Here is a 26,363-nt window from a genome sequence, read left to right as displayed (position 1 = left end):
GGGATGAATCTGTGGATAAGTGCCCTCAGAAGTAGAGTGCGGGCGGCACCAGCAGCAGCGCGAGCAACCCGACCGTCAGGGCGATGAGCAGGGCGATCTGCAGGGGGCGTCGCGAACGGGCACGCGTCCGGGTGAGGATGACAGCGACGAGAAGTCCCGCGATCAGACCGCCGACGTGCGCCTGCCAGGAGATGTTGAATCCGGGGATGAACCCGATGACGAGGTTGATGCCGAGCACGATGGCGATGCCGGTCACCGGCGCACCGAGGTGCCGGCCGATGATGAGCAGCGCCCCGAAGAGGCCGAAGACCGCGCCCGAGGCACCGACGACGGGGGTTCCGAACGACAGCAGCGCCACCGCCACCGAGCCGCCGAGCGTGCTGATCAGGTAGAGCGCGATGAAGCGCCATCTGCCCAGGAGCGGTTCGAGGCTGCGACCGATGAGCCACAGCGCCAGCATGTTCAGACCGATGTGCCAGAAGCCCGAGTGGACGAGCGACACGGTGAGCAGGCGCCAGGGCTGGAAGACGCCGAAGGCCTCGGGGTAGAGCGTGGGCGCCCAGAACGAAAGGGTGTCGGTCACGGTGCTCCCGAACCCGGGGATCAACGAGACGAGGTACACCAGCGCCGTGAGGCCGATGATCGCGTACGTCGCGAGGGGCCGGGTGTCGCCGACGACGACCGCGGCGGGGCGGCGCGCCCACCGGCGCTCCGCCTTCTTCTGCGCGGTCGTCCGCGACGCCTGCTGCTCAGCGAGGCACTCGGGGCAGATGACCCCCACGGGCGCCTGCGTCTGGCACTCGGGACAGATGGTGCGCAGGCACCGCTGACACAGGACGAAGCTCTGCCGGTCGGGATGCCGGTAGCAGAAGTTGTCGCTGTTGCGACGAAGGTCGTCGGAGCTCACGTCCGTGTCAGCGGCGCCGCCGCTCAGGCGGTGACGACGTCGATCGACTCGATGACGACCGGCTCGACCGGACGGTCGCCGGCTGCGGTGGGAACCTTCGCGATCGCGTCGACGACGGCGCGCGAGGCGTCGTCGGCGACCTCGCCGAAGATCGTGTGCTTGCCCTGCAGCCACGGGGTCGGGTCGGTGGTGATGAAGAACTGCGAGCCGTTGGTGCCCTCGGGCTTGCCGGTGAGGCCGTTGCGGCGGAGACCGGCGTTGGCCATCGCCAGCTTGTAGGGGGCGTTGAAGTCGAGCTCGGGGCTGATCTCGTCGTTGAAGGTGTATCCCGGGCCGCCGGTGCCCTGGCCGAGCGGGTCGCCGCCCTGGATCATGAAGCCGGGGATGATGCGGTGGAAGATGACACCGTTGTAGAGGGGGCCTTCGCCGGGCTTGCCGGTGGCGGGGTGGGTCCAGGAGCCCGAGCCGTCGGCGAGGCCGACGAAGTTCTGAACCGTGCGGGGGGCCTGGTCGCCGAAGAGGTTGACCACGATGTCTCCGTGGTTGGTGTGGATCGTGGCGACAGCGGTGTGAATGGGCATGAGTACATTCTTTCAGAGTCCCGTGCAAGCCCTGGCGGTCAGGGGGCAGTCTGGCAAGATGGACGAAACGTCCGATCACGCCTGTCCAGAGGGAGGGCCCCGTGAGCCTCAGCCGTAAGCGCAAGAAGGAACTCCGCAAGCTTCAGCGTGAAGCCAACAATCTGTGGGAGTCGCAGCAGGTGCTCGTCGGCCAGGCCGCGAACGTCGCCCGTGAAGCCGGCCGCCAGCTCGGCAAGTACGGTCGCGAAGACCTCGGCCCCCAGGTGCAGGCCACGTACGGCAAGTACGCCGAGCCGTACATCACCAAGAGCCTCGACGTCTCGCGTGATGTGCTCACCCACCGTGTCATTCCCGCCACGGGCGCCGTGGTCGGTTCGGCGATGTCGGTGTGGGATGCGGCCAATGACACCCGCGCACGGCTGGCCAAGGGGAAGGGTCTGGCGCTGCCCGACTCGAAGACGTACTCCAAGAAGGCCGAGAAGTACGGCAAGGACGCCACGAAGGCGCTGTCGAAGAAGTTCTCGGTGCTCGAGCCCAAGAAGCAGGGCATGGGCGCGGGCGGCGTCATCGCCATCATCCTCGGCGTCGCCGCCGCTGCCGGCGTGCTCTATGCCGCCTGGCAGACCCTGCGGGCAGACGACGAGCTGTGGGTGGCCGACGACCCGCTGCGCGCCCCCGACGCTTGAACTCAGCGTTAGAACGTGTGAGAGAGGCCGCCGATCAGCGCGGCCTCTCCGTCGAGTTTCGTGAGCGTCCGGCGGCGAAGAGCCTTCCCGAGGCGGCCGAGCTTCTCGGAATACCTCCCGCGGGCATCGTCAAAACGCTGGTGGTGAAAAGAGCGGATGACTCGTATCTGTTCGCCCTCGTCCCGGGCGATCGGGCGATCTCATGGCCGAAGCTCCGCGCGGTCGTCGGCGTCAATCGTCTGAAGCTTCCTGATCCGGATGCCGCTCTCGCCGCGACCGGTTACGAGCGAGGGACGATCGTGCCCATCGGAAGCACCACCGACTGGCCGATCTACGCCGATGAGCGGATCGTGGGCGAGCGGATCGCGATGGGCGCGGGCGCGCACGGCTACAGCCTCTTCGTCGATGCCGATGCGCTGATCGCCGCCTACGGCGCGACGGTGGCGGACATCTCGCAGCCGGCAGAGGGAAACTAACCCGACGCGGCGGCGACGCCCGGTTCCTGATCGGTGTACCCCGCCATCCCGAGGGCGATGTCGACCAACCGCACGTGCTGCAGCCGAGCCACCTCACTGAGCGAGAACCACCCGGCCCGGTCGGTACTGCCGCCGACCTCGTGGCGCAGTCGTCCGCCGGTGACATGCGCACGGTAGACGATCTGCAGGGTGTGAAGCGGCTCGGTCGCACCGGGAGTGATGCGGCGGTTGCCCGGAATGACGCGGGAGTTGATTCCGAGCAGTTCGGCGAGTTCGACGTCGAAGCCGGTTTCCTCGAAGACTTCGCGGCGGGCCGCCGATGCCGGATCCTCGCCAGGCTCGAGGCCGCCCCCGGGGAGCGTCCAGGCGGCCCGGCGCCCCTCGTTCCAGTGTGCGAGGAGGAGGCGGTCCGCGGCGTCGACGACGACCGCGTACGCGGCGACGCGCAGGTCCATACGCACGACCCTAAACCAGCAGAAGGGCCGACCCTCCGGGCCGGCCCTTCTTCGCTGTGGAGCCTAGGAGATTCGAACTCCTGACATCCTGCTTGCAAAGCAGGCGCTCTACCAACTGAGCTAAGGCCCCGGGGCAGGGATGGTGGGGCTACCAGGACTTGAACCTGGGACCTCTTCATTATCAGTGAAGCGCTCTAACCGCCTGAGCTATAGCCCCGATTGTGTCGGCGACTCGCGTCGTCAACCTCCAAGAGATTACCGGACGCGACCGGTTTTCTCGAATCGGTCAGTTGGAGGTGAAGCCGACCAGCAGGCCGCCGGTGACCTTGACCGCCAGGTTGTAGATGCCGGCCATGACCGCACCGAGCACCGTGACCACGACGAGGTTCAAGATGCCCACGACCGCCGCGAACGCGAGCACCTGCGGAAGACCGAGGAACTGCGCCAGCACGAATCCGCCGTCGGTGAAGCTGGCCAGCAGCTCGTCGACCTCGGCGATGAGCCCGGTGGTCGACACCACGAGGTAGATCATGACCAGCGAGACGACCGTGACGATCGCCACAGCCACGGCCGCGAGGAACGACAGCTTGACCGCCGACCAGAAGTCGACGTACACCAGACGCAGGCGCACCTGCTTGGCGCTGGTCTTGCTGCTGGATTTACGGGCGAGCTTGTCGGCTACCGTGCTCATGCGTCAGTACTTCCTTCGGGCGTCTCAGGGGTGTCGGGTGCATCCGCCTCCTGCGGCACCGCACCGGCCGGGAGGTCTGGGTCGGCCGCCAGACTCGAGTCTGCCTCGGGTGCCTCGCCGTTCTCTGTGAGATTACGCTCGGAGTTCCTGGCGATCGCGATGATCCGATCATCGTCGCCGGCACGGGCGAACACGACACCCATCGTGTCGCGTCCCTTGGCAGGCACCTCGGCCACCGCAGAGCGTACCACCTTGCCGCTGGCAAGGACCACCAAGACCTCGTCGTCCTCCGAGGCGATGAGACCGCCCGCGAGAACGCCGCGATCCTCCGTCAGACGCGCCACCTTGATGCCGAGACCGCCGCGTGTCTGACTGCGGTACTGGTCGACGGAGGTGCGCTTGGCATAACCGCCTTCGGTGACGACGAAGACGAATCCGTCTTCCGAGACCACCGAGGCCGACAGGAGCGAGTCATCGCCCCGGAACGACATGCCCTTCACACCTTCGGTGGCGCGGCCCATCGGACGCAGCGCCTCATCGGTGGCGGTGAAGCGCAGCGACATCCCGTGCCGACTGATGAGAAGGAGGTCGTCGCCGTCGTTCACGAGCATCGCGCTGACGAGCTCGTCACCGTTCTCCTCATCGGCGCCGCGCAGCTTGATCGCGATGACCCCGCCCTGACGGTTCGTGTCGTACTCGGTGAGGCGGGTCTTCTTGACCAGTCCGCTGCGCGTTGCGAGCACGAGGTGCGTGGCGACGTTGTAGTCACGGATGTCGAGGATCTGCGCGATCTCCTCGCCGGGCTGCAGCGCGAGCAGGTTCGCGACGTGCTGTCCCTTGGCGTCGCGACCGGCCTCGGGGACCTCGTACGCCTTCGCGCGGTAGACCCGGCCCTTCGTGGTGAAGAAGAGCAGCCAGTGATGGGTGGTGGTGACGAAGAAGTGCTCCACCACATCGTCGGCGCGAAGCTGCGCCCCCTTCACCCCGCGACCGCCGCGGTGCTGCGAGCGGTAGTTGTCGCTGCGCGTGCGCTTGATGTAACCGTCGCGGGTGACGGTGACGACCATCTCCTCTTCGGGGATCAGGTCTTCGACCGACATGTCGCCGTCGTATCCGGGCAGGATCTCGGTGCGGCGGTCGTCGCCGAACCTTTCCACGATGGCGGTCAGCTCGTCGCGGATGATCTCGCGCTGACGTGCCGGATCGGCGAGGATCGCGTTGAACTCGGCGATCTGCGCTTCGATCTCGCGCGCCTCGTCGACGATCTTCTGGCGCTCCAGGGCCGCCAGACGACGCAGCTGCATCGCCAGGATCGCGTCCGCCTGGAGATCGTCGATGTCGAGGAGGGACTTCAGGCCTTCGCGCGCGTCGTCGACGGTCGGCGACCGGCGGATGAGCGCGATGACCTCGTCGAGCGCGTCGAGCGCCTTCAGGTAGCCGCGGAGGATGTGCATCCGCTCCTCGGCCTTGCGCAGGCGGAAGCGGGTGCGGCGGACGATCACATCGACCTGGTGCGTGATCCAGTACGAGATGAACTGGTCGAGCGAAAGAGTGCGGGGCACACCGTCGACGATCGCCAGCATGTTGGCGCCGAAGTTCTCCTGGAGCTGCGTGTGCTTGTACAGGTTGTTCAGCACGACCTTGGCGACCGCGTCGCGCTTGAGGACGATGACCAGGCGCTGACCCGTGCGGCCCGAGGTCTCGTCGCGGATGTCGGCGATGCCGGTGATCTTGCCGTCACGGGCGAGGTCGCCGATCTTCACGGCGACGTTGTCGGGGTTCACCTGGTAAGGCAGCTCGGTGATCACGAGGCAGGTGCGACCCTGGATCTCCTCGACGTTCACCACCGCCCGCATGGTGATCGACCCGCGACCGGTACGGTACGCCTCTTTGATGCCACGGGTGCCGAGGATCTGCGCCGAGGTGGGGAAGTCCGGCCCGGGGATGCGCTCCATCAGCGCCTCGAGCAGCTCCTCGCGCGTGGCATCCGGGTTCTCGAGCGCCCACAGCGCACCGGAGGCCACCTCTCGCAGGTTGTGGGGAGGGATGTTGGTGGCCATACCGACCGCGATGCCGACGGATCCGTTGACGAGCAGGTTGGGGAACCGAGAGGGGAGAACGACGGGCTCCTGGGTGCGTCCGTCGTAGTTCGGCTCGAAGTCGACCGTCTCCTCTTCGATGTCGCGCACCATCTCCAGCGCGAGAGGAGCCATCTTCGTCTCGGTGTATCGAGGTGCCGCAGCGCCCTGGTTGCCGGGTGATCCGAAGTTGCCCTGGCCGAGGGCGAGCGGGTACCGCAGTGCCCACGGCTGGACGAGACGGACGAGGGTGTCGTAGATCGGTGCGTCACCGTGCGGGTGGAACTGACCCATGACCTCGCCGACGACACGGGTGCACTTCGAGAAGGCCTTGTCGGGACGGTAGCCCCCGTCGTACATGCCGTAGATCACCCGGCGGTGCACGGGCTTCAGGCCGTCCTCCACCCGCGGCAGGGCACGACCCACGATCACGCTCATCGCGTAGTCGAGGTAACTGCGCTGCATCTCCAGCTGCAGGTCGACCTGGTCGATGCGTCCGTGGTTGTGTCCGGCGTTCGCGTCAGGACGCTCGTCGTCAGCCATCAGTTGTCTCTACTTTCTTCGTTTCGTCTCGCGCGAGACGGAACGCGCATGGATCGCGTCGTCAGATGTCGAGGAAGCGCACGTCTTTGGCGTTGCGCTGGATGAATCCGCGCCGCGATTCGACGTCTTCGCCCATCAGGACCGAGAAGATCTCGTCGGCCGCCGCGGCGTCGTCGATGGTCACCTGGCGGAGGATCCGGGTCTCGGGATTCATCGTGGTCTCCCAGAGCTCGTGATCGTTCATCTCGCCGAGACCCTTGTAGCGCTGGATGCCACCATCGTTGGCCTTGGGCAGTCGGTTGCCGCGGGCCTGCCCTTCGACGAGCATCGCGTCGCGCTCCCGGTCGCTGAAGGCGTACTCATGATCGGCATTCGACCACTTCAGCCGGAAGAGCGGCGGCTGTGCGAGGTAGACGTAACCCGCCTCGATCAGCCCGCGCATGTAGCGGAAGAGGAGAGTGAGCAGGAGCGTCGTGATGTGCTGACCATCGACGTCGGCATCGGCCATCAGCACGATCTTGTGGTAGCGCGCCTTCGTGATGTCGAAGTCCTCGCCGATGCCCGTGCCGAAGGCCTGGATCATCGCTTGGACCTCTTTGTTTCCGAGCGCGCGATCCAGGCGCGCACGCTCGACATTGAGGATCTTGCCGCGCAGAGCGAGGATCGCCTGCGTACGCGGGTCACGCCCCTGCACGGCCGATCCGCCGGCCGAGTCACCCTCGACGAGGAAGATCTCGCTGATCGAGGGGTCTTTGCTGGTGCAGTCCTTCAGCTTGTCGGGCATCGCTGCCGACTCGAAGACACTCTTGCGGCGCGCGGTTTCACGGGCTTTCCGGGCCGCAAGGCGTGCGGTCGCGGCATCGATGGCCTTCCGGATGATGTTCTTCGCCTGCACCGGATTGCGGTCGAACCAATCGCCCAGCCGATCGCCGACGACCTTCTGCACGAACGCCTTGGCCTCGGTGTTGCCGAGCTTGGTCTTGGTCTGCCCCTCGAACTGCGGCTCCGAGAGCTTGACGGAGATGACCGCGGTGAGGCCCTCGCGGACATCCTCACCCGAAAGATTCTCGTCCTTCTCCTTCAGGAGGTTGTTGGCGCGGGCGTACCGGTTCACGAGCGCGGTCAGCGCCGCGCGGAACCCTTCCTCGTGCGTCCCGCCCTCGTGGGTGTTGATGGTGTTGGCGAAGGTGAATACGTTCTCGGTGTAGCTCGTGGTCCACTGCATCGCCATCTCGAGGGCGATCTTGCGGTCGGTATCTTCGGACTCGAACGCGATCACCTCTTCGTTGACGATCTCGGCCCGGCGCACCTTGTTCAGGTACTCGACGTAGTCGACCAGGCCGCGCTCGTAGAAGAAGCTGTCACGCGGATGGTGCGGCTTCTCCTCGCCGGACTCGTCGGCCTCGACCGACACGGCGCTTTCGCGCTCGTCGCTCAGGGTGATCCGCAGCCCCTTGTTGAGGAACGCCATCTGCTGGAAGCGGGTGCGCAGGGTCTCGTAGTCGAAATCGACGGTGTCGAAGATGCCGGCGTCGGGCCAGAAGGTCACCGTCGTTCCGGTCTGGTCGCTCGGCTCGTCCTTCGACAGGGGTGCCTGCGGCACACCGCCGTCGCGATACGACTGACGCCAGACGTGGCCCTGGCGGCGCACCTCGACCTCGAGGCGAGACGACAGCGCGTTCACGACCGATGAACCGACCCCGTGCAGACCACCCGAGACCGCGTAGCCGCCGCCACCGAACTTGCCGCCGGCGTGCAGCACGGTCAAGACGACCTCGACGGTGGATTTGCCCTCCGTGCGGTGCATGTCGACAGGGATGCCGCGGCCGTTGTCGATCACGCGGATGGCGCCGTCTTCGAGGATCGTGACCTCGATGGCGTCGCAGTAGCCCGCGAGCGCCTCGTCGACGGCGTTGTCGACGATCTCGTAGACGAGGTGGTGCAGGCCGCGCTCGCCGGTCGAGCCGATGTACATGCCCGGGCGTTTGCGGACCGCTTCGAGGCCCTCGAGCACCTGGATGTCGTCGGCTCCGTATTCGCCTGCCACGCGGTTGTCCGCGGAACGCGGCTCGGTGCTTTCGGGAACGCTTTCAGGGGTCACAGACGTCATAGATTTCCAGCGCTCCACATCGGTTCACGAACCTTCACAGTCTATCAAGTCGATGACTCGTTTCACGCCCTCTACGCCGCTGTGGCGGCATGAAATGCGTCCGGACAGGATCGGACGTGGCTCAACCGTAGGTATCGCGCGGACCGCGCCCTGGAATGGCTCTCGGACCCCATTTCCAGGAGGGGACGTCCGGCCCGATGAAACGGATGGACTCCACACCCGCCTCGGGGTAGCGGCGAACGATCTCCGACAGGATGTGTGCGCGCATCAGCTGCAGTTGCTTGGCCCACGCCGTCGAGTCGGCTTGGACGGTGAGGATGCCGCGGTCGAAGGCCACTGGACGGGTGTGCTGCGCCGTGTTCTCGCCGGCCACCTCGTTCCACGTGCGCACCACGTCTTCTCGGGCCAACTGGGGCTCCCACCCGGCCTGCCGGGTGAGATCGGCGAGCACGTCGGCCACTCCTTTGGGATCGCGCCCCGGCGCGAAGGGCTGATGCGCCTCGTCGACGTCACGTGTGCGACGGCGACGACGCAGTGCCCGAGGAGACGGATCGAGACCGCGAAGACGCAGGTAGGTGGCAATCGTCTCGGGAACCGATTCGGCGTCGGCCTCAGTCATTCGCGACGCCCCCACCGAGGCGGTCGACGGCGAGGACCGCCGGCGCCGGTGACTCGGAGTCCTCGGAATCGAAGATCTCGCCCGCCTCGACCCGGAGCGTGTGCGCGCGCAGCGCTCCGGGCACATCGGCGCCGACCGCTGCCGTGACGATCACCTGCTCGAACCCCGCCGTCAACTCCGCCAGGCGTCCCCGACGCCCGCTGTCGAGTTCGGCGAAGACATCATCGAGGATGACGATCGGGTCGCCGAGCTGCGAGTCGGCCCGCAGCAGTTCGGCCGACGCGAGACGCAGCGACAGGGCGACCGACCACGACTCGCCGTGCGATGCATAGCCTTTGACGGGCAGTCCGCGCACACGGAGAACGAGGTCGTCTCGATGCGGACCGACGAGCGTGACGCCGCGATCGAGTTCGGCGGGACGCCGCGCTGCCAGGGCGGCACGGAACTGGGCGACGACGTCGGCGGTCGAGGGAATGGCCACGAACGCGGCATCTGTCCTCGGCTCGTCCGCGGTGGTGGTGGCATCCTCGTCGGAATCGGAATCGGAATCGGAATCGGAATCGCGCGAGAACGACAGGGCCCATTCGAGCTCGGGTCGGTGATCCTCGCCCGCGATCGCACGGTACGCCGCGGCGACAGGCGGGGTGAGATCGGCGGCGAGTGCGATCCGCGCACGGATGATCTCGGTTCCGAGCGTGACGAGCTTGTCGTCCCACACATCGAGGGTCGAAAGGGCCTCGGCTTTGAGTCCGCGGGCGCGCGCCGACTTCAGCAGTGCGGTGCGCTGCTTGAGCACGCGATCGTAGTCGGCGAGCACTCCGGCCATGCGCGGGGCTCGCTGCACCAGCAGCTGATCGGCGAAACGGCGTCGCGCCGACGGATCGCCGCGAACGATCTGGAGGTCCTCGGGGGCGAACAGCACCACTTGCGCATAACGCGGCAATTCGGCCGTGCGCACGGGCGCTCCGTTGACGCGTGCCTTGTTGGATCCCTGTCGGTTGACCTGGGCTTCGAGCTGCACGCGACGCTCCCCATGGGCGAGTCGTGCACGAACGATCGCGTATTCGGCTCCGTCGCGCACCATCGGCGCATCATTCGAGACCCGATGCGACCCCAGGGTGGCGAAGAAGGCGATCGCCTCGACGAGATTCGTCTTCCCCTGCCCGTTCTTGCCGACGAAGACGTTGGGACCCGGGCGCAGAGCAAGGTCGACGGCCGCGTAATTGCGGAAGTCGGCCAGACTCAGATGCTCGACGATCACCGTGACAGCCTAGTTCGACGCTCCGACGTCGATCCGGAGGCCCGGAGCGACTCAGCGCAGCAGCAGGTTCGGCTGCAGCAGGTACTTGAACGACTCCGCGCCACCCTTGTCGACCGAGGTCTGCGGGGTGATGAGCACCGGGCTGAGCTTGTTGGCGTTCTCGCTCGAGGTGAACGTGATGCGCGTGAACTCGCTGCGCACCGCGCCCAGGGATTCGAGAAGGTACTGCGGGTTCAGACCCAGCGTCACGTCGTCGCCGAGGAGCGTGGCATCCACCGACTCGGTCGCGCGGGCCTGCTCGGTGCCCGACGCGTCCATGGCCACCCCTTCGGAGGTGAAGGTGAATCGCAGCGGTGCAGACCGGTCGAGCACCAGCGAGACGCGACGCACGGCCTCGGCCAGTTCGGCGGTATTGACCACGGCATGGTGCTCGGTCTGCTCGGGGAACAGCCGCCGCACGGGCGGGAAGTTGCCCTTGATCAGCAGGGAGGTCACTGTCTTGTTGCCGGCGGTGAAGGCGATGATCTCGCGGTCACCCGCGCCGGAGAAGGCGATCGAGATGTCGCCGCCGTGGGCGAAGGTCTTGCCCACCTCGGTCAGGGTGCGCGCGGGAACGAGGGCGGTGGTGGCCTCGTCGGATGCCGCAGAGCCGCCGTCCCACGGAATCTCGCGCAACGCCACGCGGTACCGGTCGGTGGCGACGAGGCTGAGCCGGGTGCCGGTGACCTCGAGCTGGACGCCCGTGAGGACGGGCGTGACGTCATCGCGGGATGCTGCGAAGGCCACCTGCGCGATCGCGGTGGCGAAATCCTCTGCGGGCACGAGGCCCGATTCGCCCGTGACCTCGGGGATCGCGGGGTACTCCTGCACCGGCATCGACGACAGGGTGAAGCGCGCCGACCCGCAGGTGAGGAGGATTCCACCGTCCTCCTCCACCGCGATCTGGATCGGGGCATTCGGCAGACGGCTGGCGATCTCGGACAGCAGGCGTCCGTGCACGAGGATCGTGCCGGGCTCATCGACCGTCGCGTCGATCGTCGTGCGGGCCGACGCTTCGTAGTCGAACGCCGACAGTGACAGCCCGGAGTCGCCCGCTTCGATGAGAACACCGGCCAGGATCGGCTGCGGATTGCGCTGCGGAAGGAGCTTCACCACGAATGACACGGCTTCGCTGAACACATCGCGATTGACGTGGAACTTCACGGGTGCTCCCTCGACGTCGGGCTGGGCCTTCTCATGCTAGTAGTCGGCCTCGCCCATGCTAGTGCCCGCATCACGCCGCATCCGGACGTGTTCTCTCCATCGGCCGAGCCTGTGGAGGTGATCGGATGAGCTTTCTTTAGATCTCTCTCTGTCTTCTTGTTAACAGCTGTGGAAACTGTGGAGAACCGGGTAGATGCCACTGATCACACGGAAACTACACGCGTGTGAGTTGTGGAGCGGCTGCGGACGACGGGGTGAACAGTCGGAACGCGAACCCCGGCTTATCCACAGTTCTCCACAGGTGCGTGCAGTGCGTGCACAGTGATTCCGCAGGGCTGCCGAGTTATCCACAAGTTTTCCACACTGTGAGGAACCGGATAATGGCGTCGCCCAGGGGGTCGTGTCAAGCACGGATTACGGCATACGCCGTCGCACGATGCCGCGACGCATGCGGCACGGGAAATCGGTGAGGTCAGCGCCCGCCGCGACCCAACTGCGTGGTGATCTCGGTCACCTGGTTGTAGATCGACCGACGTTCCTTCATCAGGTCGCTGATCTTCTTGTAGGCGTACATCACGGTCGTGTGATCACGGTTTCCGAAGAGCTGGCCGATCTTCGGCAGCGACAGGTTGGTGCGCTCCCGACAGAGGTACATCGCGATCTGTCTCGCGGTCGCCACCGCCTGGGATCTACTCGAGCCGTAGAGGTCGTCGACGGTGAGTTTGAAGTACTGAGCGGTCGCCGTGATGATGTCGGTCGGCGAGATGATGTTCGCGTCATCCTGATCGACGATGTCACGCAGCACCGTCTGGGCCAGGGACATGTCCAGGTTCGAACGGTTGAGACTGGCGAACGCCGACACGCGGATCAGCGCGCCCTCGAGTTCGCGGATGTTGCTGGAGACGACGGTGGCGATGTATTCCAGCACCTCGTCGGGGATGTGCAACCGCTCGGACTGCGCCTTCTTGCGCAGGATGGCGATGCGGGTCTCGAGGTCGGGCGCCTGCACGTCGGTGATGAGACCCCACTCGAACCGGCTGCGCATGCGGTCTTCGAAGCCGGTGAGGTGCTTGGGCGGCACATCGCTGGTGATCACGACCTGCTTGTCGTGGTCATGCAGTGTGTTGAACGTGTGGAAGAAGGCTTCCTGCGTCTCGGCACGGCCCTGGAGGAACTGGATGTCGTCGATGAGAAGGATGTCGACATCGCGATACCTGGCCTGGAACGCTGATCCGCGGTTGTTGGCGATGGAGTTGATGAAGTCGTTCGTGAACTCTTCGCTCGAGACGTATCGGACCTTGATGCCGGCGTAGAGGCTGATCGCGTAGTCGCCGATGGCATGCAGCAGATGGGTCTTCCCCAGCCCGGAGTCGCCGTAGATGAACAGCGGGTTATAGGCCTTGGCCGGAGCCTCGGCCACGGCGACCGCCGCAGCGTGGGCGAATCGGTTGGACTGTCCGATGACGAAGTTGTCGAAGGTGTACTTCGGATTCAGTCGCGTGTCGGTGCGGGACACCGATGCGGGCTCCATCGGCTCCTCGCGCGGCGAGCGGATCGGGGTGAGCGTGGCGGTGACCGTCGACGCGGAGCCGTTGGGCTCCACCGCCGCTGCCTGGGCGACCGGGGCGGACATCGGGGTGGCGACCAGGTCGGGATTGACCACGACGCGGAAAGCACTGGCGGCCGGACCGCCGTCGACATCCACACGGGAGAGAGCCTCGAGCAGCGGAGCGCGCATGCGCTTGTTCACCTGTGCGGCGGTGAGGTCGTTGGGGACGTCGAGGTAGAGCGTTCCCCCGATGACACCCTGAGGAACGGCGAGGTTCAGGAAGCCGTGGAGCTGCGGGGTGACACGTTCGTCCGACGCCAGAATCTCCATGACGGCAGGCCAGAACGGTACATCTGGTGCGTCCTGCTCGGCCATGTGCCCCCCGGGTGAGATTCGCGGTCCCAGGCCGTGCGGAGTCGACACGCCGGGCCTGTGGATAACTGCCGGAGCCACGCTAGTCAGCGCGGGTCGCGGGAGCAAACTCCACTGTATGGCGCGGCGGCGTGTCGTGCCACTGCCGAAGTAGGTCACACTGGTAATGCGGCGAGAGGCCCGGAGAGCGCGTCGGTTTGAGTTCTCAGGCATCTCGACGTAGCCTTAGTCGGTTGACTTATGCCCTCGTGGCAGTCCCCGTAACGTCGTCCCCGGTCCTCCAAGGGTAGAACCCCGTCCCGGTGACACCTGATCCGGAGTTGATCTCTATGAGCAAGCGCACCTACCAGCCCAACAACCGTCGCCGGGCCAAGAAGCACGGCTTCCGCGCCCGGATGCGCACCCGCGCCGGCCGCGCCATCCTCTCGGCTCGCCGCTCCAAGGGGCGCACCGAGCTCTCCGCTTGATCTGACCGGTGCTCGCGCGGTCGCATCGGCTCACCCGCGGATCGGACTATAAAGCTGTCGTCCGGCGGGGGCGCCGCTGTGCAGGCGCTCACACCGTGACGTACGCGATGCGCGCCGCGGACTCGACGGCACCGAGGTTCGGTTTTATCGTCAGCCGACAGGTCGGCGGCGCGGTCGTACGCAACACCGTTCGGCGACGGCTGAAAGCGGTGTGTGCAGAGGCGTTGCCCGATGTCGGCGAGGGGCGGGACATCGTCATCCGCGCCCTCCCCAGTGCGGCGAACGCGACATTCGCCGACCTCCGCGACGAAGTCACCCGGTGTCTGTCACGGAAGATCGCGTCATGAGCGTGCTGCCGGCCTATGCCCGCGGCGAGGCGCACTTCGACGCATCCGCTCTTGTCTCCTCGGTGCCGCTGCTCCCTCGTAATGCGCTTCTCGGTCTTCTCCATGCCTACCGTGCGACGATCTCCCACACGTACGGTGATGTGTGCAAGTACTACCCGTCCTGTTCGGCCTATGCGGTCGGTGCGGTGCAGCAGCACGGCGCCATCGTCGGGACGGCCATGACGGCGGCGCGGCTTGCGCGCTGCCACCCCTGGGCGAAGGGCGGCGTCGATGACGTTCCCCTCCGCCCCGATTTCCGTCACGGCATCACCCCTCACGGCTTCGTCGTGGCTGCCACCCCTGGAAAGGACTGATCCGTCACATGGATCTCATCGGCATCATCCTCTGGCCCCTGAAATGGGTGGTCGAGCTCGTGCTCGTCGCGTGGCACACGCTCTTCACCGCGGTGGGGCTTCCGCCCGCAGACGGCATCACGTGGGTGCTGTCGATCGTCGGCCTCGTCATCGTGGTGCGCGCGGCGCTGATCCCGCTGTTCGTCCGGCAGATCAAGAGCCAGCGAAAGATGATGGAGATCGCTCCTGAACTGCGAAAGGTTCAGGAGAAGTACCGGGGTAAGCGCGACCAGCTCTCTCGCGAGGCGATGAGCCGCGAGACGATGGCTCTCTACAAGAAGCACGGCACGACGCCGGTCTCGAGCTGTCTGCCGCTGCTGGTGCAGATGCCGATCTTCTTCGCGCTGTTCAGTGTCCTCAACGACGTGCGCTTCATCGCCGACCGACCGGATTTCGCTGGTGTCGGCCTGCTCAACAACGAGCTGACGCAGCAGTTCTACGATGCCAAACTCTTCGGCGTCGCGTCGCTCCATGAGACCCTGATCGACGCGTTCAACAGTCAGAACACCGTCGCGATCATCATCCTGCTCACGCTCGTCGTGCTGATGATCGTTTCGCAGTTCTTCACCCAGCTGCAGATCATCTCGAAGAACCTCTCCCCCGAGGCCAAGACCGGCCAGGCGTACCAGATGCAGAAGATCATGCTGTACGTCCTGCCGTTCGCCTTCGTGTTCTCGGGTGTCTTCTTCCCGCTCGGTGTCGTCATCTACTGGTTCGTGTCGAACCTCTGGACGATGGGGCAGCAGTTCCTCGTCATCCGTGAGATGCCGACTCCTGGTTCCGACGCCGCGAAGGCGCGCGAGGAGCGGCTCGCACGCAAGGGCAAGGCCATCGACTCGTCGGGCAAGGTCGTTCCGATCGAGAAGTTCCAGGCCGAGCAGCAGCGACTGCTCGAGGAAGCCGAGCGGGCGAAGGCGACGCAGCCCAAGCGTCAGCAGCCGATGAGCAAGCAGCGAGCCAAGAAACAGCAGCGCCCGAATTCGCAGGCGGGGCAGAAGCCCGATCCTGCGGCGAGCTGATCCCCGACCCTCCCCCCTCGAAGGAAACCCATGTCTGACGTCGCGCCCGTTGACGCACGCCCGCACCGCGAAGAGCCGTCCGTCGAGCAGCTGGAGCAGGAGGGCGACATCGCGGCCGACTTCATCGAGGGGCTCCTGGACATCGCCGACGTCGACGGCGATCTGACTCTGGATGTCCGCGGAGGGCGTCCCTACGTGTCGCTGGAGGGCGACGGTGGGCAATCGCTTTCCCTGCTCTCGGATCCTGACACCGTGCAGGCGCTGCAGGAACTGACGCGCATCGCGGTGCAGAATCGCACCGGTCGGCTGTCGCGCGTCATCCTCGATATCGGCGGTTCGCGCGACGCGCGTCAGCGCGAGCTGGAGAAGCTCGTGGACCGCGCGGCCGCGCGTCTGGACGAGGGAGCGACGCAGGCTTCGTTGCCGGCGATGTCGAGCTACGAGCGCAAGCTGATCCACGACATCGTCGCGGAGCGTGGTCTCGTGTCGGAGTCGTACGGCGAGGGTGCCGACCGCCACACCGTCATCCGACGTGGCTGACGAGGGCGGTTCCCCCGAAACTCCGGCATCCCTCGAGGCGGAGCCGGCTGTCGCCGCGGCTCTGTTCGGAGCCGAGATCGATCGGGCCCGGCAGTTCACCCGGGCATTGGCGGATCACGGCGAGGAGCGAGGGCTCATCGGTCCCCTGGAACTCCCGCGGCTGTGGACGCGTCATGTGTTGAACAGCGTCATCGCTGCGCCGTTGTTCCCCGCAGGCCGGGTGGGCGACATCGGTTCGGGAGCGGGCCTTCCTGGAATCGTGCTGGCGATCGCGCGCCCCGACGTGCACTGGGTCCTTGTCGAGCCGATGGAGCGCCGTGTCGCGTGGCTGTCGGAGCAGGTCCACGATCTCGGTCTCTCGAACGTCGAGGTGGTGCGCGCCCGAGCGGAAGAGTGGTCCGAGGGGGCTGTTCTCGATGCCGTCACCGCACGCGCGGTCAGTGCCCTTCGGACCCTCCTGCCGTTGACCGCACCCCTGGTGCGTGACGGGGGTGAGTTGATCTTCCTCAAGGGTCAGAACGCGCAGGCGGAGATCGAGGCGGCGACGAAGCAGCTCCGCAGATTCCATGTTGTGGACGCGCGAGTGGAGATCCTCGGCGAGGGCGTCCTGGCGGAGCCCACCCGCGCACTCCGCGGCCGTGTCGCCCGTCCCTAGGCGCTCACGTAGCGGCGCAGGCAACGACTCGAGATTCCCCGCGCGCCGCAGTTGGCCCGCCACTCTCCCTGCGCATATCGGCAAACGCGTGACTTATCCACGCTCTCGCCTGCATTTCGATCCTTCGCGCGGCGCGCAGGGAACGATCGTCCCCTGGCTTAAATGGACATCCTCGAATGCAGTGACCGCTCGACCTACGCCGGCAGCACACGCGATCTTAAGCGGCGTGTCACTCAGCACAACGAAGAGATGGGCGCGCTGTATACGCGAGCGCCGCTCCTCCTCCGTCTCCTCTCCGTGGAAGAATTCGAGAACGCTGCCGATGCTTTCCGTCGCGAGACGCAGGTGCAGGGATGGGGTCGAACGAAACTCTCGCGCTTGTTCGTGGACGACTCGAGCAATGGAACCGACTGAGTCGCAAGCCCTGTCGGTCACGATGACGCGCAGGCGGCACCGATACATCGTTTGCGCCCTCAGGGCGGCATCGCGGTGCTTTGCGGATCACGGAACCCTTTCGGACCGGCTCGGCGGGCTGCGCACACGAGGGTGCGGGGCGCACGCACACAGCGACCGTCTGCGGTGGCGCTGAGTCTCGTGTCATCGGCCCGGGAGGTGCCGTGTGTTTCACGTGAAACGCTTGAACCCTTTACATGCGACCGTAGGACCCCGACTGCTCTGAGGGAAAAGACGACGAGCCGCTACAGCGTCTGTCGTTAGGTCGGTCCTTCGAGTGCGCGGCTGTTGTGTAGCGCGCGCGAGTGTGCGTATGCACCTCGTAGGCGCGATTGCGTCACTGAGGGATAGTAGGAAAGCGTGGCAACACGTGGCTGCGCCGTAGCCCGCCAGGTGCGTTTCACGTGAAACGCCTCTGACAGACAAGTAGGCCGTTTGATCAAGACCCGACATTTCCACTTTGGCGCGAGCAGATTGCGGTCCTCCATTGCGTGCGATCTCGGGGCCAGGGGCCGCAAGGCAGCTGACGCCCATCTGCGTCGGCAAGGCAGGAGGGTGAGGGGTCGGATCGAAAAGGTGCGAGTCGTCTGAGTGAGCCGGCTGTCGAGCGCGACGGTGTCAACACAGCGTCCGCTCAGAACATGTTCGCGACCGCACGCTGCTCATGCTTTCCGGATGCAACGGCACCAGGAGATCGGGCAGCCGGCGCGATCGACATCGGCGTCTAGCGACCGCGGTTGCCCGGCTTGCTCAGCCAGGGGTTTACCGCACTGTTTCACGTGAAACGCGATGGGTAACCTTCGGACTCCTGCCTGAGGGTGGCGCGGGTCTCAACACGGCGGGCGCGCCGCCTACTCGCCCACCAGGCGATTGAATGCCTGTTGGTCTCGAGACGGCGGATGCGCTGACTACGCGACCACCGAGGTTGTCTCACGCGAAACAGAGCCGAGAGCGCAGAAATCGGGCACGGGCGCGGATAGGTGTCGATACGGCAGTTGTGCCGCCTCCTCGTCCACCGTAGGTACGCCGGTGTTTCACGTGAAACACTTCCGTTGGCGCAAGAGCCGGCCGCCGACGGATGCGGCGGAAGCGGGTTCGATACGGCGGTTGCGCCGCCTACTCGACCATCAAGCGGTTGGACGCCTATTGGTCTTGGGATAGCAGTTGGGCTGACTACTCAACCGCGTAGGTGTTTCACGTGGAACAGGGCTTCAAGTGTCGAGGCCGGTCACAGGCGGATGTGGGGCTGAGTACGGCGGCTGCGCGGGCTGCCCGGCCATCGAGGGGTGGGAAGCCCCGATATCGCTACGGCGGTCGCGCCGTCTGCTCCGACCCCGCATACAGTGCGATGTTTCACGTGAAACATGATCCCGTCACATTCGGCCTCGCGCCTGGGCGGCGCGGGGCTCAGTACGGCGGCTGCGCGGCGTACCCGGCCACCAAGTGGTGCGAAGCCCATCGACCTCGCTACGGTAGTCGCGCCGTCTACTCGGCCCCCGCGCTCGGCGTGGTGTTTCACGTGAAACGCCCAGGCAACCTTGAGCTTGCGCCTGGGCCGGCGAGGGTCTCGATACGGCGACCGCGCCGCCTACTCGACCACCGAGCAGTCGGACGTCTACGGGTCTCGATGCGGCCGCAGGGCCGCCACTTGATCAGCGCCGGTACTCCGGCGTTTCACGTGAAACGCGGCCGACAGCGCAGATGCTGGGCGCCGGCGGAAACGGGTCTCGATACGGCGGGCGTGCCACCTCCTCGAATGCCGACGTCGGGTCGCGATACCGCGGCTCTGCCGCCTACGCGACCACCGAAAATGGGACGTTGCCGGGTTGCGGCGAGGCGGAGGGGCGTCAGGGGATGTCAGGATTCGCGATTAGAGTGGAACGAGTGATGAACGAAGCGAGCGGAGCGTTTCACGTGGAACACGCCGAGAACCGGACGCCCGCAGCATCCGTCACTTTCGACGACACACCCCTCGCGCGAGAACTCGCCGACCTCACGGCTCGACGCCGACGACTGGAGAGTGTCGACGTCCACTTCTCAGGGAAGACCCGTGTGTTCACGGTCGCAAACCAGAAGGGCGGCGTCGGGAAGACGACAACAACGGTCAACCTCGCCGCTGCGCTCGCATCTCTCGGTGCACGGGTTCTCGTCATCGACCTCGATCCGCAGGGAAACGCCTCCACGGCCCTCGGTGTCCCGCATGACGCGGATACGCCGAGCATCTACGACGTCCTCATCGACGACTTTCCTCTCGCGGATATCATTCAGACGAGTCCTGAGTCCGACAACCTCCTTTGCGCGCCGAGTACGATCCACCTCGCCGGCGCCGAGATCGAGCTGGTGTCGCAGGTCGCGCGAGAACACAGGCTCCGCACGGCCGTCGATGATTTCCTCGCCACAACGACCGAGCACCTCGACTTCGTTCTGATCGACTGCCCCCCCTCGCTCGGGTTGCTGACCATCAACGCCTTCGCGGCCGGGCATGAGCTCCTGATCCCCATTCAGTGCGAGTACTACGCACTCGAGGGACTGAGCCAGCTGCTCGGCACGGTGAGGATGATCCAGAAGCACCTGAATCCGCGCCTGCACCTCTCGACCATCATGCTGACGATGTATGACGGGCGCACCCGTCTCGCGCAGCAGGTCGCCGAGGAAGTTCGGCAGCACTTCCCGAAGGAGGTGCTGCAGACGGTGATTCCCCGCTCTGTCCGCGTATCGGAGGCGCCGAGCTTCGGGCAGACCGTCATCGCCTACGACGGCCAGTCCGCAGGCGCCGTCGCCTACCGCGAAGCAGCGGTGGAGGTCCTCCGCCGCGAAAGCACCACCCAGCATGAAGGAGACGCCTGATGGCGAAGCGCACAGGACTCGGACGCGGCATCGGCGCGCTGATCCCCACCAGTGAACCCAGCGAGTCACGACCCGCCGACGTCTTCTTCGCCCGCAGCGCTGTCGCTGTGGAGGAACGCCCGGACGATTCCGGCGACGCCGCACCGGACGCTGATTCCGCAACGGGCGCGACCGGCGACGTCACCTCGAGTGACGGCACGTCGCCGACGTCTTCGGACGACGACGCCGCGAACCTCGTCGCGGTGCCCGGTGCCCGCCTCGTGCACGTCGACCCGCACGCGATCGTCCCGAACCCTCGGCAGCCGCGAACGCACTTCGACGCGGACGATCTGGCAGAGCTCGTACACAGCGTTCGCGAGTTCGGCGTCCTCCAACCGGTCGTCGTCCGCGACCTCGGCGATGGCTCCTACGAACTCATCATGGGGGAGCGGCGCACCCGCGCAGCGCGCGAGGCGGGGCTCACCACCATCCCCGCGGTGGTTCGCGACACATCCGACGAGCACCTGCTCCGCGATGCGCTGCTCGAGAACCTGCACCGTTCGCAGCTGAACCCGCTCGAGGAAGCCTCCGCATACCAGCAACTCCTCGAAGACTTCGGCATCACCCAGGAGGAGCTCGCGGCCCGCATCGGTCGGTCGCGTCCCCAGATCAGCAACACCATCCGCCTGCTCAAGCTGCCCGTCCCGGTTCAGCAGCGCGTGGCGGCGGGCGTGCTGAGCGCCGGGCACGCCCGCGCCATCCTCTCCCTCCCCGACGATGATGCGATGCAGCGCCTCGCTGACAAGATCGTGAACGAGGACCTCTCGGTCCGCGCGGCCGAGTCGGCTGCGAAGCTCACGGATGCCGGTCTGATCCGCACCTCCCGCCCGAAGGCCGGCGCACGCCGCGGCCATCTCGACGAGCTGGCGGAACGGCTCGGGGATCGCCTGAACACCCGCGTGAAGATTTCGCTGACCGCGCGAAAAGGCCAGATCAGCATCGATTTCGCTAGTATTCAGGACCTGAACCGCATTCTCGCCGAGCTCGGCGAGAACGGCTACGGCGACAGCTGAGTCCACAACCTCGGACTGTGATGAGCCGAGTGTCAGGGAGGGCACGTACGCTGGGTGAGTGACATCTCACGACCGCTCACCACGCCGCCGTGCCAGCCTCGAACTCCTGCGGGCGGAAGCCTCGGACGAGTTGTCGGTGATCGTCACCGAACGGCTCCGGGCGGGCGAAGACCCGTGGGACTTCATGGAGGATCTTCCGACGGTCGACGAACTCGTCGTCTTCACCCTCCGCGCCGAGCACATCGAGGCCAATGGCGGAGTGCGATTGAACGCGTCACGCCATTACCGGGTTCTCCGGCAGATCGCTTTGGACTATCCGCCGCTGACGCGTGCCGTCTGGCGACTCCTGGGCACCGAGACGTCCTATCGCCGGTGGGATGCATCGGTGCAGGCCGACGCGTCCTGAGCGTCGTCACACGCCGGACCGGACTCTATGCCGCTCGCGGCATAGACGGGGAGAAGCGACGAAAGCCCCGATCCACGACGTTGAACGCGGGATCGGGGCTCTCGAGCGCAGCTGGGGATGAGTGCGAAAACGGTGCAGCGGGCGCGGCTGCTGCTGGAGGCGTTGGGCCTTGCGGTGACGGTTGTGGAGGGCCGGTACTTGACCGCTGCGGAGCGAGTGGAGGCGACGGGGCATCATGGGGGGTACCAGGTGCGGGCGGCATCGACACGGGCGTTGACGCTCCCTGTCGGCTATCGCGTCCCGGAAGCTTCTGTTGAACGCGGTGATGATTCTCGCGCTGTGGAAAGTGTCCACCTACCCCCTGCAAAGGGGGTTAACGTCTCTTCTCACCTTTCAGAAAAATCACCAACGCGCGCGCGTTCGCGCACGCTGAGGCCCACCGCTTCGCGGCGGGCGGCATCGACAAAAGCAAAGCGGTTCTCAGGTCTTCGGGTTCCTCGCGGTCTCGAGGTGCAGCGTCTGGCTGCTGACCTGGTGCGGCGGATGCCGTGGGTTGCCCGGGACTGAATCGCCCCGGGTCTCGTGGAGGGTCTGATTCCCCGAGAGGATGATGACTATGCCAGCGCAGAGGAAGTATCCGCCGGAGCTTCGTGAGCGTGCGATGCGGCTTGTGGCTGAGGCCCGGAAGGAGGATCCGGAGCTGTCGCTGAATCAGGCAGTGGTCCGGATCGGGCAGCGTGTCGGGGTCAATTCCGACACGCTGCGGGGTTGGTGCAAGCAGGCCGCGATTGACGCGGGCGAGCGTCCCGGGACGACGACGAGTGATGCGGCTCGGATCAAGCAGCTCGAGGCGGAGAACCGGGAGTTGAAGAGGGCGAACGAGATTCTGTTGGCGGCCTCGTCGTTCTTCGCGCGGGAGCTCGACCCGCGACTGCCGTGGTAGTTCAGTTCATCGACGATCATCGTGACCGGTTCGGGGTCGAGCCGATCTGCCGGGTGCTCAGCGAGCATGCCGTGCCGATCGCTCCGTCCGGTTACTACGCGTTCAAAAAGCGGCCGCCGTCGGCGCGGGCGATCAGCGACGCGGAGATGATCGTGCAGATCGAGAAGGTGTTCTGGGACCGAAAGCTCGGCCGCGGGATCAGCGGCGCCCGGAAGGTCTGGCACCTGCTGCGACGGCAGGGCACCGTCGTGGCCCGTTGCACGGTCGAACGGCTCATGCGGCAGCAGGGGCTGCGCGGGATCCGCCGCGGCAAGCAGTTCATCACCACCAAAGCGGACGGGGCGGCATTCCGGCCGCCGGATCACGTGCAGCGCTGCTTCCGCGCGAACCGGCCGAACGAGCTCTGGGTGGTCGACTTCACCTATGTTCCGACGTGGTCGGGGATGGCGTTCACCGCGTTCGTCACCGACGTGTTCTCCCGCAGGATCGTGGGCTGGCGGACCATGAACCGGATGCCCACCGACCTCCCGTTGGATGCGCTCGAGATGGCTCTCTGGATCAGAGACCGCGCGGGCCAGGACGTCACCGGCGTCATCCAGCACTCGGATGCCGGATCGCAATACACCGCGATCCGCTACGCCGAGCGCCTCGCCGACGTCGGCGCGATCGCATCGATCGGAACGGTCGGCGACTCCTACGACAACGCCCTCGCCGAGACAGTTGTGGGTCTCTACAAGACCGAGTGCGTGAAGATCGACGGCCCGTTCCGCACAGCCGACGAACTCGAGCTCGCCACGCTGTCCTGGGTGCACTGGTTCAACGAGAATCGGCTGCACTCATCGATCGGATACCTCACACCGATCGAGAAGGAGAACCAGTACTACCGTGAGGTCAACCCCCAGAGCCAGCCGGCGCTGGGAGAACTCGCCCTCCACTAAACCCGGGGCGATTCACTCCTGAGCTGGGATGTACTGAGGTCACCACCAGCACAAGACCGCAAACAGCACCGATGATTCCCTGTCCTCGCACCCTGATGACCCCCGCTTGGCAACATCCATCAACGACGTCGCGCTCGAGCTGCACGGCGGATGCCGCTGCGCTCGCCATCGCTGGCAGGCCTTCTAGACGTAGAGAAGTAGGCGCGTCAGATCATCGCCAAGGAGCGTGGAGTGCACGACTACTTCACGTAGCTCAGGGGTGGAAACGAACTTCTCGAAGCTTCTGGGCGAGGACCCTTGGCGCGAACACGCTTAGAAAGCACGGCCCTCAGGAAAAGTCCAGGAAAATGGTTGCTGATAGAAGATTAGAGTTTTGTAACGCTCGCTGAATGGATCCAACGGTCTGTAGACACCACACGGGCGATCGGACGGAGTCAGAGGCCAGGCGCGGCCCGGACTCGTACAGAATCTTCGAGGCGCCGTTACCGCCCGAAACGCGGCCCGCGCCGTTCAGAACGCCCAGAGGCCAAGCGCAGCGTGAGACGTTGCCGTCAACATCACCCGTACGGGTACAGGAAGACGGCGTGTCACACCCAAGCCGGAGGGTGTCCGTACGGTTACATGGCCCTATGTCACTCCAGGGTCCGACTCCCTATCGTCGCAAACGCGGCACAATGGTGGACCCCATTCGGGCTGGCTGGGAGATTGAGCGGCGCGCTAAGGAGCGGGTTGAGGCTCTGGCGCTGCACTTAAAAGTCTCCCCGTCGTACTTCCTCGAACAGCTCGTTGATCACATCGAGGTCGACGTTCGAGGAGTGCCGACGTGGTGGCCGGCCGTCGAAATCCAGGACGGGGAGCTGCCTATCAACTCGCCTTAACCAGTTGAGGCCCGCCAGTGGCGGGCCTCGAAGCCTGTGCTTCCTCTGCTCTGTGGTTGGCGCCCAAGCAGATGAAGCGATGTAACACACACCCGGCGGGAACCGGGCCTTTGTCGTACCCCTTTGGGAGGAGGTGCGTTCATCGCACCTGCAGATATCCGTGGACGCCGGGCTGGGGTTACCTCAACCGGCGTGTCGCGCTCGTCGAGGAGCTGGACATTGCCGGCGCCGGCTGGAGCGTACAGCGGTGTGGTGGCGTGGCCGAGTGCTTCGGCGTGGTTTGACGCTGTCATGGATGTACTCAGTACCGGTGACGGTGAGGCGGTGCGGCGGCGGGCGAAGGTGGCGCGGGACACGCTGTTACGGGTCGCGCACGCGGATCGGCAGTCCGCTGATCAGGCCACGGGTCGGGGTGTAGCGACGGCGCACGAGACGGTCGCTGTGAAGAGCTCAGGACAGGTAGGACGCCAGGTCCTGCTCGAGCGCGAACTTCGGCTTGGCGCCGATGATCGTCTTCTCGACCTCGCCCTTGTTGAAGACCTTCATCGCCGGGATCGACGTGATCTGGTACTTCATCGCAAGGTCGGGGTTCTCGTCGACGTTGAGCTTCAGAACCGTGATCTTCTCGGGGTTCTCGGCCTGGATCTGGTCCAGAACGGGCGAGACCATGCGACACGGTCCGCACCACTCGGCCCAGAAGTCGACGAGCACGGGGCCGTCGGCCTTCAGGACATCCTGCTCGAACGTGGCGGAGGTGGTGGCCTTCGCGGTCATAGCTGTCTCCTTCTTCTCAAGTCCAACTGTGCAATCAAACGCACGCGCGGTGCGCTGTGTTCCCCTGCGTCATATGTGTACGCCCCTCCTAGGCGTTCACACTCGGCAGGTTGTCGATCTCCGCGACGTCGGGCGCAGGCTCACCGGCCTCGCCGAGTGCGGCGAGGTAGTGCTCCACATCCAGCGCGGCGACCGTGCCACTGCCGGCCGCGGTGACGGCCTGGCGGTAGGTCGGATCGATGACGTCACCGGCGGCGAAGACGCCCGGCACCGAGGTGCGCGAGGAGCGGCCGTCGACCCACACGGTTCCCGCGTCGGTGAGGTCGAGCTTGCCGTGCACGAGGTGCACGCGCGGGTCGTACCCGATGGCGACGAAGATCCCGTCGAGCGCGAGCTCACGACGCGACCCGTCGAGCGTCGACTCGAGGACGAGACCGGTGACGGCCTCCTCGCCGAGGATGTCGACGACCTCGCTGTTCCACACGAACTCGATCTTGTCGTTCTTGAATGCGCGATCCTGCATGATCTTCGAGGCGCGCAACTCGTCGCGGCGGTGGATGACGTAGACCTTCGAGGCGAACTTCGTCAGGAACGTGGCCTCTTCCATGGCCGAGTCGCCACCACCGACGACGGCGATGACGCGCTCACGGAAGAAGAACCCGTCGCAGGTGGCGCAGTACGAGACACCACGGCCCGACAGGCGCGACTCGCCCTCGATGCCGATCTTGCGGGGGGCCGATCCGGTCGCGAAGACGATCGACTCCGCCTCGTGCGAGGCACCGCTTCCCAGGGTGACGCGCTTGACGTCGCCGTCGAGCTCGAGCGACACGACGTCGTCGTAGACGACCTCGGCGCCGAACTTCTCGGCCTGCTCCTGCATCTTGGCCATGAGCTCGGGGCCCTGGATGCCCTCGGGGAACCCGGGGAAATTCTCCACCTCGGTGGTGTTCATCAGCTCGCCGCCCGCCTCGACCGAGCTGGCGATGACGAGAGGTTCGAGGTTGGCCCGGGCCGCGTAGATGGCCGCCGTGTAGCCGGCAGGGCCCGATCCGATGATGATGACGTGACGCACGACGCGCCCCTTTCGATTGCTTCCGGGGTTCTCAACACATGGTAGACGT

The 26,363-nt window shown here is 65.8% G+C and carries 25 protein-coding genes, 2 tRNA genes and 1 other annotated feature; of the genes, 13 read left to right on the top strand and 14 right to left on the bottom strand.

Annotated features, from left to right (window positions below; all coding sequences use genetic code 11):
* Positions 1–25: 25 nt before the first annotated feature.
* Both DT073_RS02805 and DT073_RS02800 read right to left on the bottom strand, forming a co-directional pair.
* Positions 26–907 (bottom strand): rhomboid family intramembrane serine protease, encoded by an 882-nt coding sequence (locus tag DT073_RS02805; protein ID WP_124292016.1) that lies wholly within the window; start codon positions 905–907, stop codon positions 26–28.
* Between the two features lie 23 nt (positions 908–930).
* Positions 931–1,488, bottom strand: a complete 558-nt coding sequence (locus tag DT073_RS02800; protein ID WP_124292015.1) for a peptidylprolyl isomerase — start codon at positions 1,486–1,488, stop codon at positions 931–933.
* Between the two features lie 101 nt (positions 1,489–1,589).
* Between DT073_RS02800 and DT073_RS02795 the strand changes: the two genes are divergently transcribed.
* A complete protein-coding gene (locus tag DT073_RS02795; protein WP_124292014.1) occupies positions 1,590–2,174 on the top strand; it encodes a DNA helicase in 585 nt (194 codons plus the stop codon).
* Positions 2,171–2,650, top strand: coding sequence for an aminoacyl-tRNA deacylase (locus tag DT073_RS02790; protein ID WP_124292013.1), 480 nt, complete (start codon positions 2,171–2,173; stop codon positions 2,648–2,650). The genes DT073_RS02795 and DT073_RS02790 overlap by 4 nt, the downstream gene beginning before the upstream one ends.
* Here DT073_RS02790 and DT073_RS02785 read toward each other — a convergent pair.
* From DT073_RS02785 to dnaA, 10 genes are all read right to left on the bottom strand, one after another.
* Positions 2,647–3,105 (bottom strand): NUDIX hydrolase, encoded by a 459-nt coding sequence (locus DT073_RS02785; protein WP_124292012.1) that lies wholly within the window; start codon positions 3,103–3,105, stop codon positions 2,647–2,649. The genes DT073_RS02790 and DT073_RS02785 overlap by 4 nt on opposite strands.
* Before the next feature lie 57 nt (positions 3,106–3,162).
* Positions 3,163–3,235, bottom strand: a tRNA-Ala gene (locus tag DT073_RS02780).
* A gap of 10 nt (positions 3,236–3,245) precedes the next feature.
* Positions 3,246–3,322 (bottom strand) — tRNA-Ile (locus DT073_RS02775).
* 69 nt (positions 3,323–3,391) lie between these two features.
* A complete protein-coding gene (locus tag DT073_RS02770) occupies positions 3,392–3,796 on the bottom strand; it encodes a DUF3566 domain-containing protein (RefSeq protein ID WP_124292011.1) in 405 nt (134 codons plus the stop codon).
* The gene (gene gyrA / locus DT073_RS02765; RefSeq protein ID WP_124292010.1) at positions 3,793–6,417 is read right to left on the bottom strand and encodes a DNA gyrase subunit A; all 2,625 of its coding nucleotides are present in this window, start codon (positions 6,415–6,417) and stop codon (positions 3,793–3,795) included. The genes DT073_RS02770 and gyrA overlap by 4 nt, the downstream gene beginning before the upstream one ends.
* Positions 6,418–6,478: 61 nt before the next feature.
* The gene (gyrB, locus tag DT073_RS02760) at positions 6,479–8,527 is read right to left on the bottom strand and encodes a DNA topoisomerase (ATP-hydrolyzing) subunit B (protein WP_124292009.1); all 2,049 of its coding nucleotides are present in this window, start codon (positions 8,525–8,527) and stop codon (positions 6,479–6,481) included.
* Between the two features lie 121 nt (positions 8,528–8,648).
* Positions 8,649–9,146, bottom strand: a complete 498-nt coding sequence (locus DT073_RS02755; protein ID WP_124292008.1) for a DciA family protein — start codon at positions 9,144–9,146, stop codon at positions 8,649–8,651.
* Positions 9,139–10,407, bottom strand: a complete 1,269-nt coding sequence (gene recF / locus DT073_RS02750; protein ID WP_124292007.1) for a DNA replication/repair protein RecF — start codon at positions 10,405–10,407, stop codon at positions 9,139–9,141. The genes DT073_RS02755 and recF overlap by 8 nt, the downstream gene beginning before the upstream one ends.
* A 51-nt stretch (positions 10,408–10,458) precedes the next feature.
* On the bottom strand, positions 10,459–11,610 hold the full coding sequence (gene dnaN, locus DT073_RS02745; RefSeq protein WP_124292006.1) for a DNA polymerase III subunit beta: 1,152 nt from the start codon (positions 11,608–11,610) through the stop codon (positions 10,459–10,461).
* A gap of 472 nt (positions 11,611–12,082) precedes the next feature.
* Positions 12,083–13,534: a chromosomal replication initiator protein DnaA gene (gene dnaA / locus DT073_RS02740; protein ID WP_124292005.1), complete on the bottom strand. Its 1,452-nt coding sequence runs from the start codon at positions 13,532–13,534 to the stop codon at positions 12,083–12,085.
* Positions 13,535–13,860: 326 nt separating this feature from the next.
* Between dnaA and rpmH the strand changes: the two genes are divergently transcribed.
* The 11 genes from rpmH to DT073_RS02685 all read left to right on the top strand — a co-directional run bounded on the left by rpmH (position 13,861) and on the right by DT073_RS02685 (position 23,590).
* On the top strand, positions 13,861–13,998 hold the full coding sequence (gene rpmH, locus DT073_RS02735) for a 50S ribosomal protein L34 (protein WP_124292004.1): 138 nt from the start codon (positions 13,861–13,863) through the stop codon (positions 13,996–13,998).
* Positions 13,999–14,006: 8 nt separating this feature from the next.
* Positions 14,007–14,345: a ribonuclease P protein component gene (gene rnpA, locus DT073_RS02730; RefSeq protein ID WP_124292003.1), complete on the top strand. Its 339-nt coding sequence runs from the start codon at positions 14,007–14,009 to the stop codon at positions 14,343–14,345.
* Positions 14,342–14,698, top strand: coding sequence for a membrane protein insertion efficiency factor YidD (yidD, locus tag DT073_RS02725; protein ID WP_124292002.1), 357 nt, complete (start codon positions 14,342–14,344; stop codon positions 14,696–14,698). The genes rnpA and yidD overlap by 4 nt, the downstream gene beginning before the upstream one ends.
* An 8-nt stretch (positions 14,699–14,706) precedes the next feature.
* Positions 14,707–15,756 carry a membrane protein insertase YidC gene (yidC, locus tag DT073_RS02720; RefSeq protein WP_124292001.1) on the top strand — a complete coding sequence of 350 codons (1,050 nt, stop codon included), beginning with the start codon at positions 14,707–14,709 and terminating at the stop codon, positions 15,754–15,756.
* Between the two features lie 30 nt (positions 15,757–15,786).
* Positions 15,787–16,296, top strand: coding sequence for a Jag family protein (locus DT073_RS02715; protein WP_124292000.1), 510 nt, complete (start codon positions 15,787–15,789; stop codon positions 16,294–16,296).
* Positions 16,289–16,951: a 16S rRNA (guanine(527)-N(7))-methyltransferase RsmG gene (gene rsmG / locus DT073_RS02710; protein WP_205782997.1), complete on the top strand. Its 663-nt coding sequence runs from the start codon at positions 16,289–16,291 to the stop codon at positions 16,949–16,951. The genes DT073_RS02715 and rsmG overlap by 8 nt, the downstream gene beginning before the upstream one ends.
* A 162-nt stretch (positions 16,952–17,113) precedes the next feature.
* Positions 17,114–17,365, top strand: coding sequence for a GIY-YIG nuclease family protein (locus DT073_RS02705; protein ID WP_124291998.1), 252 nt, complete (start codon positions 17,114–17,116; stop codon positions 17,363–17,365).
* Between the two features lie 1,926 nt (positions 17,366–19,291).
* Complete coding sequence (locus tag DT073_RS02700; protein WP_124291997.1) at positions 19,292–20,251, top strand: ParA family protein; 960 nt, start codon at positions 19,292–19,294, stop codon at positions 20,249–20,251.
* Complete coding sequence (locus DT073_RS02695; protein ID WP_124291996.1) at positions 20,251–21,303, top strand: ParB/RepB/Spo0J family partition protein; 1,053 nt, start codon at positions 20,251–20,253, stop codon at positions 21,301–21,303. Before DT073_RS02700 ends, DT073_RS02695 begins: the two co-directional genes overlap by 1 nt.
* A gap of 58 nt (positions 21,304–21,361) precedes the next feature.
* On the top strand, positions 21,362–21,709 hold the full coding sequence (locus tag DT073_RS02690) for a tryptophan synthase subunit alpha (RefSeq protein ID WP_124291995.1): 348 nt from the start codon (positions 21,362–21,364) through the stop codon (positions 21,707–21,709).
* A 616-nt stretch (positions 21,710–22,325) separates the two neighbouring features.
* A protein-coding gene (locus DT073_RS02685; RefSeq protein ID WP_240638678.1) for an IS3 family transposase occupies positions 22,326–23,590 on the top strand; the annotation gives its coding sequence in 2 pieces (ribosomal slippage) (positions 22,326–22,617 and positions 22,617–23,590; 1,266 coding nt in all).
* Positions 22,610–22,738, top strand: a sequence feature (AL1L pseudoknot). Its footprint overlaps the gene before it by 129 nt.
* Before the next feature lie 1,328 nt (positions 23,591–24,918).
* Here DT073_RS02685 and trxA read toward each other — a convergent pair.
* Together trxA and trxB are read right to left on the bottom strand one after the other, a co-directional pair.
* Positions 24,919–25,242, bottom strand: a complete 324-nt coding sequence (gene trxA / locus DT073_RS02675) for a thioredoxin (protein WP_124291993.1) — start codon at positions 25,240–25,242, stop codon at positions 24,919–24,921.
* 88 nt (positions 25,243–25,330) lie between these two features.
* Positions 25,331–26,314, bottom strand: a complete 984-nt coding sequence (gene trxB, locus DT073_RS02670; RefSeq protein ID WP_124291992.1) for a thioredoxin-disulfide reductase — start codon at positions 26,312–26,314, stop codon at positions 25,331–25,333.
* Between the last annotated feature and the right edge of the window lie 49 nt (positions 26,315–26,363).

The sequence above is a fragment of the Microbacterium sp. ABRD28 genome (assembly GCF_003850245.1).
Classification (GTDB): Bacteria; Actinomycetota; Actinomycetes; order Actinomycetales; family Microbacteriaceae; genus Microbacterium.
Note: the sequence above shows the minus strand (reverse complement) of the source record. Positions and strands in the feature narration are given on the sequence as shown.

Excerpts from the sequence above, each read along its gene's own strand:
- dnaA (WP_124292005.1), bottom strand. The coding sequence starts at position 13,534 with ATGGCCGAGCAGGACGCACCAGATGTACCGTTCTGGCCTGCCGTCATG.
- yidC (WP_124292001.1), top strand. The coding sequence starts at position 14,707 with ATGGATCTCATCGGCATCATCCTCTGGCCCCTGAAATGGGTGGTCGAG.
- DT073_RS02700 (WP_124291997.1), top strand. The coding sequence starts at position 19,292 with ATGAACGAAGCGAGCGGAGCGTTTCACGTGGAACACGCCGAGAACCGG.
- DT073_RS02800 (WP_124292015.1), bottom strand. The coding sequence starts at position 1,488 with ATGCCCATTCACACCGCTGTCGCCACGATCCACACCAACCACGGAGAC.
- gyrB (WP_124292009.1), bottom strand. The coding sequence starts at position 8,527 with ATGACGTCTGTGACCCCTGAAAGCGTTCCCGAAAGCACCGAGCCGCGT.
- DT073_RS02705 (WP_124291998.1), top strand. The coding sequence starts at position 17,114 with ATGGACATCCTCGAATGCAGTGACCGCTCGACCTACGCCGGCAGCACA.
- rpmH (WP_124292004.1), top strand. The coding sequence starts at position 13,861 with ATGAGCAAGCGCACCTACCAGCCCAACAACCGTCGCCGGGCCAAGAAG.
- DT073_RS02695 (WP_124291996.1), top strand. The coding sequence starts at position 20,251 with ATGGCGAAGCGCACAGGACTCGGACGCGGCATCGGCGCGCTGATCCCC.
- DT073_RS02785 (WP_124292012.1), bottom strand. The coding sequence starts at position 3,105 with ATGGACCTGCGCGTCGCCGCGTACGCGGTCGTCGTCGACGCCGCGGAC.
- gyrA (WP_124292010.1), bottom strand. The coding sequence starts at position 6,417 with ATGGCTGACGACGAGCGTCCTGACGCGAACGCCGGACACAACCACGGA.
- DT073_RS02755 (WP_124292008.1), bottom strand. The coding sequence starts at position 9,146 with ATGACTGAGGCCGACGCCGAATCGGTTCCCGAGACGATTGCCACCTAC.
- DT073_RS02715 (WP_124292000.1), top strand. The coding sequence starts at position 15,787 with ATGTCTGACGTCGCGCCCGTTGACGCACGCCCGCACCGCGAAGAGCCG.
- DT073_RS02770 (WP_124292011.1), bottom strand. The coding sequence starts at position 3,796 with ATGAGCACGGTAGCCGACAAGCTCGCCCGTAAATCCAGCAGCAAGACC.
- trxA (WP_124291993.1), bottom strand. The coding sequence starts at position 25,242 with ATGACCGCGAAGGCCACCACCTCCGCCACGTTCGAGCAGGATGTCCTG.
- yidD (WP_124292002.1), top strand. The coding sequence starts at position 14,342 with ATGAGCGTGCTGCCGGCCTATGCCCGCGGCGAGGCGCACTTCGACGCA.